Origin of the sequence: Salipiger bermudensis (assembly GCF_020171625.1) — a bacterium.
In the GTDB taxonomy this organism is placed as follows: domain Bacteria; phylum Pseudomonadota; class Alphaproteobacteria; order Rhodobacterales; family Rhodobacteraceae; genus Salipiger; species Salipiger bermudensis_B.
The window spans coordinates 35,931-49,044 of sequence record NZ_JAIUZY010000006.1 but is presented as its reverse complement, the minus strand read 5'-3'; the positions used below and the strand labels follow the sequence as shown (position 1 = coordinate 49,044).

General features: G+C 68.5%; 11 protein-coding genes. 4 read left to right on the top strand and 7 right to left on the bottom strand.

The window, feature by feature from the left end; all coding sequences use genetic code 11:
- Positions 1-43: 43 nt before the first annotated feature.
- Positions 44-1,045 (bottom strand): DctP family TRAP transporter solute-binding subunit, encoded by a 1,002-nt coding sequence (locus LCM15_RS12205; protein ID WP_224856770.1) that lies wholly within the window; start codon positions 1,043-1,045, stop codon positions 44-46.
- A gap of 194 nt (positions 1,046-1,239) precedes the next feature.
- Here LCM15_RS12205 and LCM15_RS12200 point away from each other — a divergent pair, with 194 nt between their 5' ends.
- Genes LCM15_RS12200 through LCM15_RS12185 form a run of 4 tightly spaced genes read left to right on the top strand, consistent with a single transcriptional unit; the run spans position 1,240 to position 5,675 of the window.
- Positions 1,240-2,058 (top strand): IclR family transcriptional regulator, encoded by an 819-nt coding sequence (locus tag LCM15_RS12200; RefSeq protein ID WP_224856768.1) that lies wholly within the window; start codon positions 1,240-1,242, stop codon positions 2,056-2,058.
- Between the two features lie 10 nt (positions 2,059-2,068).
- Entirely contained in the window at positions 2,069-3,238 is a 1,170-nt protein-coding gene (locus tag LCM15_RS12195; RefSeq protein ID WP_224856766.1) for an acetyl-CoA acetyltransferase, read from the top strand.
- Positions 3,235-4,848 carry an acyl-CoA synthetase gene (locus tag LCM15_RS12190; RefSeq protein WP_224856764.1) on the top strand — a complete coding sequence of 538 codons (1,614 nt, stop codon included), beginning with the start codon at positions 3,235-3,237 and terminating at the stop codon, positions 4,846-4,848. The genes LCM15_RS12195 and LCM15_RS12190 overlap by 4 nt, the downstream gene beginning before the upstream one ends.
- Positions 4,845-5,675: a hypothetical protein gene (locus LCM15_RS12185; protein WP_224856762.1), complete on the top strand. Its 831-nt coding sequence runs from the start codon at positions 4,845-4,847 to the stop codon at positions 5,673-5,675. The genes LCM15_RS12190 and LCM15_RS12185 overlap by 4 nt, the downstream gene beginning before the upstream one ends.
- 163 nt (positions 5,676-5,838) lie before the next feature.
- Here LCM15_RS12185 and LCM15_RS12180 read toward each other — a convergent pair whose 3' ends face one another.
- From LCM15_RS12180 to paoA, 6 genes are all read right to left on the bottom strand, one after another.
- The gene (locus LCM15_RS12180) at positions 5,839-6,603 is read right to left on the bottom strand and encodes an ABC transporter ATP-binding protein (RefSeq protein ID WP_224856760.1); all 765 of its coding nucleotides are present in this window, start codon (positions 6,601-6,603) and stop codon (positions 5,839-5,841) included.
- Entirely contained in the window at positions 6,600-7,637 is a 1,038-nt protein-coding gene (locus LCM15_RS12175; RefSeq protein WP_224856758.1) for a FecCD family ABC transporter permease, read from the bottom strand. The genes LCM15_RS12180 and LCM15_RS12175 overlap by 4 nt, the downstream gene beginning before the upstream one ends.
- Positions 7,634-8,644, bottom strand: a complete 1,011-nt coding sequence (locus LCM15_RS12170) for an ABC transporter substrate-binding protein (RefSeq protein ID WP_224856756.1) — start codon at positions 8,642-8,644, stop codon at positions 7,634-7,636. Before LCM15_RS12170 ends, LCM15_RS12175 begins: the two co-directional genes overlap by 4 nt.
- A gap of 534 nt (positions 8,645-9,178) precedes the next feature.
- Complete coding sequence (locus tag LCM15_RS12165) at positions 9,179-11,359, bottom strand: xanthine dehydrogenase family protein molybdopterin-binding subunit (protein ID WP_224856754.1); 2,181 nt, start codon at positions 11,357-11,359, stop codon at positions 9,179-9,181.
- 1 nt (position 11,360) lies between these two features.
- Complete coding sequence (locus LCM15_RS12160) at positions 11,361-12,311, bottom strand: FAD binding domain-containing protein (RefSeq protein WP_224856752.1); 951 nt, start codon at positions 12,309-12,311, stop codon at positions 11,361-11,363.
- Entirely contained in the window at positions 12,308-12,949 is a 642-nt protein-coding gene (gene paoA / locus LCM15_RS12155; protein ID WP_224856750.1) for an aldehyde dehydrogenase iron-sulfur subunit PaoA, read from the bottom strand. Before paoA ends, LCM15_RS12160 begins: the two co-directional genes overlap by 4 nt.
- Positions 12,950-13,114 lie beyond the last annotated feature (165 nt).

Sequence of the window (13,114 nt, the reverse complement as noted above, 5' to 3'; positions counted from 1 at the left end):
GAAAGGCGTGTCCCCGCGGGGACACGCCGGTCTTGGCAGTGGCTCAGTTCGCGCCGGCGATGGCGTCCTGAAAGCTCTTCACCAGCTCGGGGCCGACCTTGGCGGCCCACTCGTCGAAGGCCGGCTGGGTGGCCTCCTTGAAGGCGGCAAGCTCTTCGGCGGAAGGCTCATAGACCTCCATGCCCTTCTCGCGCAGGAACTCGATTCCGGAGGCGGTGGCCTCGCGGCTGATCTCGCGCTGGTAGCTCATCGCCTCCTGCGCGGCCTCGCGGAGGGTGGCCTGCATGTCGGCGTCGTAGCTGTCCCACTTCTTCTGGCTGATGCCGATGAAGATCGGGTCATAGGAATAGTGCCAGGTGGTGAGGTACTTCTGCACTTCGTAGACCTGCTGCGGGATGATCACCGCGCCGATCGGGTTTTCCTGACCGTCGACCACGCCCTGCTGCAGCGCGGTCAGCGTCTCGCCCCACTGCATCTGCTGGGGGTTGGCGCCGAGCGCGTTCATCACGTCGATATACATCGGGCCGGCGACGCGCATGTTGAGGCCCTGCATGTCCTCCGGGGTCTTCACCGGGCGGGTGTTGTTGGTCACCTCGCGGAAGCCGTTCTCGCCCCAGGCCAGAACGATGATGCCCTTCTCGGCGAGGATCTCGGCGAGCTGCTCGCCCGGCGCGCCCTGCGTGGTGGCATCGACCTCATCGTAATCGGAGTAGAGATAGGGCAGCGAGAAGGCGGCCATCTCGGGCACCAGCGGCGTGACGTTGATCGCCGAGGTCACCACCAGATCGAGCGCACCGCGACCGACCATCTCGGCCTGGCGCATCTGGTCGCCACCGGCGAGCTGCGCGTTGGGGAACACCCGGACCGAGACGTCGCCGCCGGTCGCTTCGGAGAGCAGCTCGGCGAACTTGTCCGCGCCCTTCTGCCAGGTCGTGGTGTCGCCGGTGTTGTGCGACAGCCGCAGCGTCTCGGCCGAGGCTGCGCCGACCGTCATCGCGCCCGCCAGCATGGTGGCCAGGGCAGTCTTGCCAAATTTCGCGAACATCAAATCCGTCCTCCCAAAGTCCGGGCCTGTCTGACCCTGCCGCGCGCGGCCTCCCTGCCCCCGCGGCGTCCATATCGTGGAATGCCTTCATTGCCACGCGCAACAAGAACTTGCAATATTGGGAATGAAGCAAATAGGTATTGCGAAACTTTCGATACACATCGCCGGAAAGGTCTCTCAAGCTGGTCCATAATGTGGAACAAAAGTCGACGGAGGGCACAGCGCCCGGCCCTGCAGGAAGCCAGAGCGTCGATCGCGCGCTGGCGCTCTTGGGCATGGTCGGACGGCAGACCGAGGACGGCGCCAGCCTCACCGAGCTGGTCGCCCGGAGCGGGCTCAACAAGTCCACCCTGCGCCGCCTCCTGCTGGCGCTGATGCGCAACGGCATGGTCGAGCAGAATCCCGAGAGCCGCCGCTACTACCTTGGTGAAGAGGCCTATGTCCTCGGCACCTTCGCGGCCCGCCGGCACGGCCTGCTGGAGCTGTCGCTCGAGACCCTCAAGCGGCTGGCGCAGGAGACCGGCGACGCCGCCTTCCTGTCGGTGCCGCGCGGCGCCTCGGCGCTTTGCCTGCATCGCGAAGACGGCACCTATCCGATTCGCAGCTACGCGCTGCTTGCCGGGCGGATGCATCCGCTCGGGGTGGGCGCCGGCTCGCTCGCCATGCTCGCCGCGCTGCCCGACGACGAGGTCGAGGCCATGCTCGAGCTCAACGCCGCACGGCTCGCCGCCGATTACCTGCTGCTGCAACCGGACGAGATCCGCGCCCGCGTGGCGCAGACCCGTGACAGCGGCTTCGCGCTCAACCCCGGCCTCGTGATGCCCGATTCATGGGGCCTTGGGGTGGCGCTGCGCCGCCCCGATGGCAGCCTTGCCGGGGCGCTGTCGCTGGCAGCGGTCGAGAGCCGGATGCAACCGCCCCGCCGCGACGCGCTGGTGGCGCAGTTGCAGGCCGGCGCGCGCAGCATCGAGACAATCCTGGCCCGGCTCCACGCCGCGCCAACCCGCACCTGAGGAGGACAGAATGCAAGATCCGCAGATCGTCGGCTGGGGCCACACGCCGTTCGGCAAATCCGAGCACCCCGACACCGAGAGCCTGATGGCCGCCGCCGTGGCCGAAGCGCTCGATCATGCCGGCATCACCCCCGAGGATGTCGACGGCATCTTCACCGGCGTGTTCAACAACGGCTTTTCGCAGCAGGACTTCCAGGGGGCCCTCGTGGCGATGGGCGACGAACGCTTCGCCCACACACCCGCCACGCGCTACGAGAATGCCTGCGCCACCGGCTCGGCGGCGCTGCACGGCGCGATGGACTTCATCGCCGCCGGACGGGGCCGCATCGCGCTGGTCGTGGGCGCCGAGAAGATGAGCGCCACGCCCACGGCGGAGGTCGGCGACATCCTTCTCGGGGCCAGCTACTGCAAGGAAGAGGCCGACATCAGCGGTGGCTTTGCCGGGCTCTTCGGCAAGATCGCCGGCAGCTACTTCCAGCGCTACGGCGACAAGAGCGAAGAGCTGGCGATGATCGCCGCCAAGAACCACTCCAACGGCATGGCCAACCCGCTGGCGCATATGCGCAAGGATTTCGGCACCGCCTTCTGCAACACCGTCTCCGAGAAGAACCCCATCGTCGCCGGTCCGCTGCGCCGCACCGACTGCTCGCTGGTCTCGGATGGCGCGGCGGTGCTGGTGCTGGCCGATGCCGAGACCGCGGCCGAGATGCGCCGCGCCATCGCCTTCCGCGCCCGCAGCCACGTCAACGAGATCATGGCGCTGTCGCGCCGCGACGTGCTGGAATTCGCCGGCGCCCGCCGCGCGTGGGCGCAGGCCTTCGAGGCCTCGGGGCTTGGCCTCGACGACCTGTCGCTGGTCGAGACGCATGACTGCTTCACCATCGCCGAGATGCTGGAATACGAGGCCATGGGCCTCGCCGAGCGCGGCGAGGGCGGGCGCGTCATCCGCGACGGCATCACCGCCAAGGACGGCAAGCTGCCGGTGAACGCCTCGGGCGGGCTGAAATCCAAGGGCCACCCGATCGGCGCCACCGGCGTGTCGATGCACGTGATGGCGGCGATGCAACTGGCAGATGAGGCCGGCGACATGCAGATCCCCGGCGCCGAGTTCGCCGGCGTGTTCAACATGGGCGGTGCCGCGGTGACCAACTACGTCTCGATCCTGGAGCGGGTGAAATGAGCCAGCCCGGCGCGATCGACCTTTCCGCCGGGCTGGCACCGGTCTCGACCCGGGTGATGAACCTGTCGCATTTCCTCACCGAGAGCGCCCGCCGGCATCCGGACGAAATCGGCTTCGTCTGGGGCGAGCAGAGCTGGAGCTGGGCCGAGATGGAGGCGCGCTCGAGCGCCTTCGCCGCTGCCCTGTCGCAGCGCTTCTGGCTGGGCAAGGGCGACCGGCTGCTGGTGCAGTCGGCCAACAACAACCAGATGTTCGAGGCGATGTTCGCCTGCTGGCGTCTCGGGGCGATCTGGGTGCCGGCCAACTACCGCCAGTCGCCCGACGACCTCGCCTATCAGGCGCAAAGCGCGCAGGCCAAGGGGCTGCTCTGCGGCGCCGAGTTTCCCGACCACGCCGCCGCCTGCGACGGGCTCGAGTTCGTCATCGGCATCGGCGAGGGGCTGGGTGAGAGCTATGAGGCGCTCGTTGCCGCGCATCTCGGCGAGCACCCCGCGGTGGCCGAGGTCCGGCGCGACCATCCCTGCTGGTTCTTCTTCACCTCCGGCACCACCGGGCGGCCCAAGGCGGCGGTGCTGACGCACGGGCAGATGGCCTTCGTGGTGACCAACCACCTGTGCGACCTGATGCCCGGCACCGGGCCCGAGGACGCCTCGGTCGTGGTCGCGCCACTATCGCATGGCGCGGGCATCCACCAGCTTGCGCAGGTGGCGCACGGGGTGAAGACGATCTTGCCCGCCGGGGCCAAGTTCGACCCCGACGAGATCTGGCGGCTGGTGGCGCGCTGGAAGGTGAGCAACCTCTTCACCGTGCCCACCATCGTCAAGCTGCTGGTCGAGCACCCCTCGGTGCACGCGCATGACCATTCCAGCCTGCGCTACATGATCTATGCCGGTGCCCCGATGTACCGCGCCGATCAGGTGCGCGCGCTCGAGGTTCTGGGCCCGAAGCTGGTGCAGTATTTCGGCCTTGGCGAGGTCACCGGCAACATCACCGTGCTGCCACCGGCGCTTCATTCCACCGACGACGGGGCGATGCGCATCGGCTCGTGCGGGTTTGCCCGGACGGGGATGCAGGTGCAGATCCAGAACGCCGAGGGCGCAGAGGTCGCACCGGGTGAGACCGGCGAGATCGCGGTGATCGGCCCGGCGGTCTTCGCGGGCTATTTCGACAACCCCGAGGCCAACGCCAAGAGTTTCCGCAACGGCTGGTTCCTGACCGGCGACCTCGGTCACATGGACGCGGACGGGTTCTTTTACCTGACCGGGCGCGCCTCGGACATGTACATCTCGGGCGGCTCGAACATCTACCCGCGCGAGATCGAGGAGAAGATCCTGCAACACCCCGGCATCTCGGAGGTCGCGGTGCTTGGCGTGCCCGACCCGGTCTGGGGCGAGATCGGCGTCGCGGTCTGCGTGCCGCGCGGCGAGGGCGTGCAGGCGCAGGAGCTTCTGGTCTGGCTCGGGCCGAAGGTCGCGCGCTACAAGATGCCGCGCCACGTGGTCTTCTGGGACGAGATGCCCAAGAGCGCCTATGGCAAGATCACCAAGAAGCTGATCCGCGAGGAGCTGACGGCGCGCGGCGATCTGCCCGAGGCGGCGCCCGCGGGATGAGCCTGCCGCCGCCCCTAAGCCATCCCGGTCCGCGCGCGAAGGCGCGGGCCGTCTCGCTGCCCTGCTACGCCGAGCCGGTTACCCTGTCGCTCGAGGCCGGGATCCCGCTTGACCGGGCGATCGTCGATGCCGCCGCGAAGGCGGGCTTCGAGGCGGCCTATCTGCGCCTGCCAGCCGCCGAGCTTGCGCGGCTGGCCTACGTCATCCCGACCCCCGCGCCGGGCGATGGGCGCGCCGCGTGGTACAGCGCCACGCATGTTCTGCAACCGGGCCGGCTGATCGAGGCCGGTCTGCATCTGGGACGGAAGGACGGCGCGCCCTTCCTCCATTGCCATGGCCTCTGGGCAGGCGAGGATGGCGTTTGCCGCATGGGGCATCTGCTTGCGCCGGACTCGGTGCTGGCAGAGACGGTCGTGGCCGAGGGCTGGGGCCTGAGCGGCGCGCGCTTCGAGGTGCGCCCCGACGCGGAGACCGGCTTTGACCTGTTCACTCCGGTGCCGCACGGGCGCCCGAAGCGCGAGCCCAATGCCCTGCTCTGCAAGCTGGCGCCGAACGAAGACCCCCACGCCCTGCTCGCCGAGGCCGCCCGCGCTATGCCGGGGGCACGGATCGAAGGCATCGGCAGCCTGATCGCCACCCGCTTCGAGGGCGCCGCGCAGGACAGCTATGCCACCGAGGTGCTGCTGCACGACGGGCAGATCTCGGATGGCGCGGTGAGGCTCGAGGCCAGTTCGGTCGGGTTCGATGGGGTGCCCCTGAGCGGCACCCTTCAGTCCGGGGCGAACCGAATCTGCATCACCGCGGAGCTTCTGCTGCTCGCGCCCTGAGGGAGGTGACATCGCGATCCCCGGCAGAGGCTGGCGGGGCGGGTGACGCCGGCCTGTCGGGCGGCCGCTTCCCGGGGCCGGCTGTCGCGGGTTGTCGCAATTTTTCGCGCGCCGTCCCGTCATTGACGGGACCGCCTGCGGGGCCGGTGCATGGGCGTGAGAGTCAGTCTGCGCTGAACCGGATATGCGGCCGCGCGGCGTCGGCGGTCGCCTCGACATGGGCAAAGACGCGGAACACGTCCTTCAGAAGCCGCGGGGTCAGCACCTCTGCGGGCGAGCCGCAGGCGTGGATGCGCCCGCCATGCAGCACCACGATCCGGTCGCAATACATCGCTGCCAGATTGAGGTCATGCAGCGCGATCACGCTGGTCAGGTCGAGGTCGCGCACCATGCGGAGGATCTCGATCTGGTGATGGATGTCGAGATGGTTGGTCGGCTCGTCGAGGAACATCACCTGAGGGGCCTGCGCGAGCGCCCGCGCGATGTGCACGCGCTGCCGCTCCCCGCCGGAGAGCGTCTGCCACGCCTGCTTGCGGCGCGACGTCATGCCGACGCGCTCGAGCGCATCGCGCACCGCGGCCTCGTCGCCTTCGGACCACCCCGCCAGCGCAGAGCGGTGCGGTGTTCGTCCAAGCCGCACCACATCGCTCACCGACACGTTGGTGTCGGTGGCGGCGCTTTGCTGCACGAAGGCCACCTGCCGCGACAGCGTCTTGCGCGGCACCGCTGCGATGTCCTCGCCGTTGATCTCGACGCGGCCCGAGGCCGGGCGCTTCAGCCCGGCCAGAAGCCGCAGCAGCGACGACTTGCCCGAGCCGTTGGGACCGATGAGGCCAAGGGTCTCTCCCGGCGCGACGCTCAGCGAGACGTCGGACACGATGGTCCGTCGCCGCACGCCCCAGCTCAGGTTCTCGGCGACGATGCTCATGTCTGGGGCCTCGCGCGGTAGAGAATGATCGCGAAGAAGGGCACGCCGACCAGCGCCGTGACGACCCCGATGGGGATGGTCTGCTGCGCCACGATCACCCGCGAGACGATGTCGGCGACGACCATGAAGAGCGCCCCGATGGCGGCACAGGCGGGCAGAAGCCGCATGTGCATCGGCCCCACCACGTAGCGCGCCGCGTGCGGCACAACGAGGCCGACGAAGCCGATGGCGCCGACCATGCTGACGATCGTCGCCGTCATCACCGCCGTCACCGCGAACAGTGCCAACCGGATGCGCGCCACCGGCACCCCGAGCGCGGCGGCGTCCTCGTCCCCGAAGGTGAACGCGTCGAGCGCGCGCGCCAGGTAGATGCAGATCGCGAGCCCCATCGGCACCACCACCAGCAGCAGGTGGAAATCGGGCCAGCGCACGCCACCGAAGCTGCCCAGAAGCCAGAACATGACGTTGCGCGCCTGCTCGGCATTGCCCGAGGTCGTCACGATGTAGGAGGTCAGCGCGTTGAAGAGCTGCGATGCGGCGACGCCCGCGAGGATCGTGTGGTTGGGCCCGCTGGTCGCACCGTTCGACAGCAGCGCCACGAGGCCGAAGGCGGCAAAGGCGCCCGCAAAGGCGCCTGCCGACAGCGACAGGCTGCCCGCGCCGAGGCCCAGCACGATGACGCAGACGCCCCCGGTCGAGGCGCCCGCCGAGATCCCCAGCACGAAGGGCTCGGCCAGCGGGTTGCGCAGCAGCGCTTGCAGGATCGCCCCGCACAGCGCCAGCCCCGCCCCGGCCAGCGCCGCCACCAGCGCCCGGCTGAGCCGCAGGTCCCAGACCACGCTCTCCTCGATCGGCGGCAGCTCGGCCCCGGTCAGGCCAAGGCCGTTGCCGATCGCGAGGAACACGTTGCCCAGCCCGATCGTGTAGTCGCCGATGGCGGTGGCCACGCCGATGGCGAAGACCAGAACCACCGCCGAGACCAGCGTCAGAAGCGCGAGCCGCACCCCGCTGCCGTCCTGGACGCCCACGCTCATTCCGACAGGTCGAGCGCGTCGATCTGCTCGGCCACGATCTCGGCCCCGTACAGCGTCTGGATGCTGGCATTCGTCGCCGCACCCGGCATCACCACGATGCGGCCCTTCTGCACCGCCTCCATCTGGCTGACGATGGGATCGGATTCCAGGAACGCGATCTTGTTCTCCGCCTCGTCGAGGCTCCAGCGCTCACGGTCGACCTGCGCCGCGACGATCACCGTCGGGTCGGTGGCCATGATGCCTTCCCAGCCGAGGGTCGGCCATTCCGATTCGGCCTTCACGGCGTTCGACCCGCCCAGCAGGTCGGCGATGTAGGTCGAGGGCCCGTTGCCACCCGCGAGGTAGGCGTCGTCCTCGGGCGAGGGGCTCGAGAACCAGAACAGGAAGGTCAGGTCCTCGCGATCCTCGAAGCGCTCCCGCAGGGCCGCCTCGCGCCCCTTCAGGTCCGCGATCACCGCCTCGCCGCGCTCGGCGACGTCGAAGATCCGGGCCATGTCATCGATCTCCTTGTAGAGCTGATCCATGGTCCAGAGCTCGTCGCGGGCGCCGTAGATGTCGGTGGACACCTCGGTGACCGAACAGGCGCTCGGCGACAGGTAGGTGGGAATGCCGAGGCGCTCGAAATCCTCGCGCTTGGCGACCTTGCTGTCCGGCCCGAGAAGCGTCACCAGCATGGCCGCGACAAAATCCGGCTGCTTCGACAGCACCGACTCGAGGGTCGGGAACTCGACCGTCAGAAGCTCCACCTCGTCATTGGCCTCGGCCAGTTCGGGCAGCACATCGTTCGGCCAGAAGGCCGTCGCCGCCATGCGGTCCTCGAGCCCCAGCATCAGCATGATCTCGGCGCTGTTCTGACCAAGCGCCACGGCATTTTGCGGCGCCTTCTCGAAAGTCACCGACTGGCCGCAGTTCTCGATCGTCAGCGGGTAGGTCGTCTCCGCCTGCGCCGAGGCGACCGAGAGGACCAGCGCGGTGGCTGTGAGGGCAAGGGTCGAGATGTTCATCATGTCGAGGACCACTTTACTGAGTGTTTTTGTCGGAGATGCGTTACAAGGTTCTGGAAAGCGCTGCAAGCGCATTGGCTCACAGTCTCGAGAGGGTCTCGTGTCGGAGGAGAAGGGTGCGTGGCAGGCCGAACTTGCACCGCGCCGGAACCGAGACAGCGCGTGCCGCATAGGGGCAGCCTCGTGATTTGTGCACTGAAGGAGGGTGGGACAGTCCGGAGGTCGACGGGCGGGATACTGGCGCAAACCGCGACAGTTGGCCGCTTGGTCGTCAGGAAGCCGTCGAAAGATGCGCGCCGAGGGCGCTGCGAGGAAGACACAGAATGGCATCTCCTTTCAGCGGTCTGTGGACGGCCTCACGGTTCGATGCGCGGTGGGTTTGGAGATGCGTCGCGGCAGCAGCGGCAGAATGCCGGGCGGCAAGCCGGGGCTGGCCCTCACAGACTCACGGCCAACCAAGCCGCAGGTCCCGCCCCCGGCGAAACGCGACGGGGCGCCCCTTTCAAGAGGCGCCCCGCCGAAGTCATCTAATCCGGCTCAGATCGCCGGGAGGCGGTCGATGAACTTGTCCATGGTCAGAGGGTAGTCGCGGACCCGGATGCCGGTGGCATTGTAGAGGCCGTTGGCAATCGCCGCCGCGACCCCGCAGAGGCCCAGCTCACCGACGCCCTTGGCCTTCAGCGGCGTCGCCACCCCGTCGAGCGTATCGAGGAAGATCACCTCCTGCTCGGGGATATCGGCATGGACGGCGACCTCGTAATTGGCCATGTCGTGATTGGCAAAGAAGCCCCGGCCCCGGTCGAGCGCCATGTCCTCGGAGAGCGCCGCGCCGACGCCCATCACCATGCCGCCGATGACCTGGCTGCGCGCGGTGATCGGGTTGATGATGCGGCCCGCATCGCAGACCGCGAGCATTCGCCGCACGCGGGTTTCGCCGGTATAGGCGTGCACGCCCACCTCGACGAAATGCGCCCCGAAGGTGCCCATGGCATAGTCCTTCTGGAAGTCGCCCCACTGGATCGCGTCCTCCGTCGAGACCTCCTCGTTGATCTCCGAGAGCGCCATGTCGGTGTCGCCGCCGGTAACGCGTCCGCCGTTGAACGAGGCGTCCTCGATGCCGAGATTGCCGGCGATCTTGTCGCGCAACGCCATGCAGGCGGCATAGACGCCCGAGGCTGAGCTCGGGGCGCCGAACTGCCCGCCAGAGCCGGACGAGGCCGGGAAGGCGCTGTTGGCCAGACGCATCTCGACGTCTGCCACGTCCATCCCCATGGTCTCGGCGGCGGTCTGCGCGAGGATGGTGTAGGAGCCGGTGCCGATATCGGTCATGTCGGTCTCGATGATCAGCTTGCCGCCATCGAGGATCGCCCGCGCGCCCGAGGGCAGCACCAGCGCGCCGCGGTAGGCCCCGGCCACGCCGTGTCCGATCAGCCAGTCGCCGTCGCGCTGTTCACCGGGGGTGGTGTTGCGCTTCGACCAGCCAAAGGCCTCGGCCCCGCGCTCGAGGCATTCGACGAAATGCCGGTCGCTGAACGGGATGTCGGGGTTGGCGGGGTCCACCTGCGTGTCGTTGATGATGCGGAACTGCACCGGGTCCATGTCGAGCGCCTCGGCCATCTCGTCCATGGCGATCTCGAGCGCCATCAGGCCCGAGGCCTCGCCCGGAGCGCGCATGTCGGCGGTTTCGGGCAGCGGCATGTCGACCACGTGGTTCTTCACGCGACGGGTGTCGCCGGCATAGAAGATCGGGGTCTGCGCGGTGGGGTTCTCGCCCCGACCGCCGGGCAGGCAATAGGCCGCGGCCTCGTGCCAGATGCCGGTGAGGTGGCCGTCCGCGCGGGCGGCGAGACGAATGCGCTGCACGGTGGCCGAGCGGTGGGTGGTGTTGTTCATCACCATCGGACGCGGCAGCGCCAGCTTCACCGGCACGCCCGCGGCGCGCGAGCCGAGCGCCGCCAGCACCGCGTCGGCGCGCAGCCAGAGCTTGGACCCGAACCCGCCGCCCACATAGGGGCTTTCCACCCGGATGCGCTCACGGTCGATGCCGAAGGTGGCGGCGATCGACTTGAGGTTCACGTTGATCATCTGGTTTGAGGTCCACACTGTCATGTCCTCGCCATCGGACCAGTCGACGGTGGAGGCGTGGGGCTCCATCATCGTGTGGCTCTCGGCGGGCGTATGATACATCTGGTCGATGACGTGGGGGGCATCGCGGAAGGCGGCCTCGACATCGCCCACCAGCGTGTCGGGCTCGCCGGTGCCCTGCATCCGCTCGAAGGCCGCGTCGAGATCGAGATCGGCGGGCGTGCCCTCCTCGTAGTCGACCTCGATCAGGGCGCTCGCCGCGCGCGCCTGCTCGAACGTGTCCGCCACGACCACCGCGATGGCCTGATGGTAATGCTGCACCTCGGCGCCGCCGAACAGGCGGGCAACGTTGTTGATGCCTTTCTCGAGCGGGTCGATCTCGAGCGTGGTGACCACGGCGCGCACGCCGGGCGCGCTGCGCGCGGCCTCGGCATCCATGCGGGTGATGCGGCCGTGCCCGATGGCGGCCCCGAGCGGGTAGCCATAGAGCGCGTCCGGCGCCGCGTCGTTGCGCTCATATGCGTAGGGCGCGGTGCCGGTGACCTTGAGCGGGCCGTCGATGCGCTGCATCGGCTTGCCCACGACCTTGGCGTCGTCGAAGAGATTGCTGTCGACCGGTTGGGTGAACTTCATCTCAGGCCTCCTTGAGCATGGCGGCGAGCGTGCGCTCGGCGAGGGTGATCTTGAAGGCGTTCTCCTCGGTGGGGCGGGCGCCGTCGAGCAGCACCGACATCACCGCAGAGGCACCGTTGGGCAGCTCCTTATCCGCGGCGTCCGAGCGCCACGGTTTCGGTGCGACGCCGCCAAGCGCCACGCGGCCCGACCCGTCGGACTGACGGACCAGCGCCACCGAGACCAGCGCGAAGGCATAGGAGGCACGGTCGCGAACCTTGTGATATTCCTGCGTGCCGCCCACCGGCGCGGGCAGCCGCACATGGGTGATCAGCTCGCCCGGCATCAGCGCGGTTTCCTGCTCGGGCGTGTCGCCCGGAAGCAGGTGGAACTCCTCGATCGGGATCTCGCGGGTCATGCCGGCAGGGGTCACCGTCTCGACCACCGCGTCGAGCGCGCGCATCGCCACGGCCATGTCCGAAGGGTGCGTCGCGATGCAGGCGTCCGAGGTGCCGATGACGCCAAGCTGACGCGAGAACGCGCCTTCGGTGAGCGCGCCGCATCCCGAGCCGGGCTTGCGCTTGTTGCAGGGCATGTTGGTGTCGTAGAAATACGGGCACCGGGTGCGCTGCAGCAGGTTGCCGCCGGTGGTCGCCTTGTTGCGCAGCTGGCCGGTCGCACCGGCGGCGATGGCGCGGGTCAGCAGCGGATAGTCGCGGCGGATGCGGCTGTCGGCCGAGAGCGCGGTGTTGGTCACCAGCGTGCCGATGCGCAGCCCGCCCTCCTCGGTCTCGGTGATCTCGTCGAGGCCAAGCCCATTGACGTCGATCACGTGCACGGGCGTCTCGATCTCGAGCTTCATCAGGTCGAGCAGGTTGGTGCCCCCGGCGAGGAACTTGGCGCCCTCGACCTCGGCGGCCCGCGCCGCGGCAGCGGCGGGATCGGCGGGTTTTTCGTAGGAGAAGGCCCTCATGCGCTTTCCTCCGCAACCTGGGTGATTGCCGCGAGGATGTTGGCATAGGCGCCGCAGCGGCAGATGTTGCCCGACATGCGCTCGCGGATCTCGGCGTCGGTGATGGCGATCTCGGCGGTCAGGTCGCCGGTGACGTGGGAGGGGATGCCGGCGCGGATCTCCTCGATGACCTTGCGGGCCGACTGGATCTGTCCCGGCGTGCAATAGCCGCACTGGAAGCCGTCATGCTCGACGAAGGCCGCCTGCATCGGGTCCATGCTCTCGGGCTGGCCGATGCCCTCGATGGTCTGGACCTCGTCGCCATCGTGCATCACCGCAAGGCTCAGGCACGAGTTGATGCGCTCGCCGTTGACCGTGCAGGTGCAGGCGCCGCACTGGCCGTGATCGCAGCCCTTCTTGGTGCCGGTCAGTTTCAGATGCTCGCGCAGCGCGTCGAGCAGCGTGGTGCGGTTGTCGACGGTCAGCTTGCGCGCCTCTCCGTTGACGTTGAGCGTGACGGTGGTGGTTTCGGGCCCGGCGGGCTTGCTTTGCGTCTGGGCCGCGGCCTCGCCACGAGGGACCGACGCGAAGGCCGCAGCGGCGGCGGTTCCGGCCAACAGGGTTCGGCGGCGCAGCTTGAAATCGATGGGTGGGCTCATAAGAGATCCTTCCTCTCGCATGGGTCTGTCGGGCGGTCGCTGGCCGCGCCAAAAGATCGTAGTGAAAGGAATTCTAGCGCGCGAAAGGCACAAGCAAAGCGGCTTGCGCCCTGCGATACCCGAGGTCAACGCTGCAAAATCGGACCGGAGAGCAGCCTTTCGTTG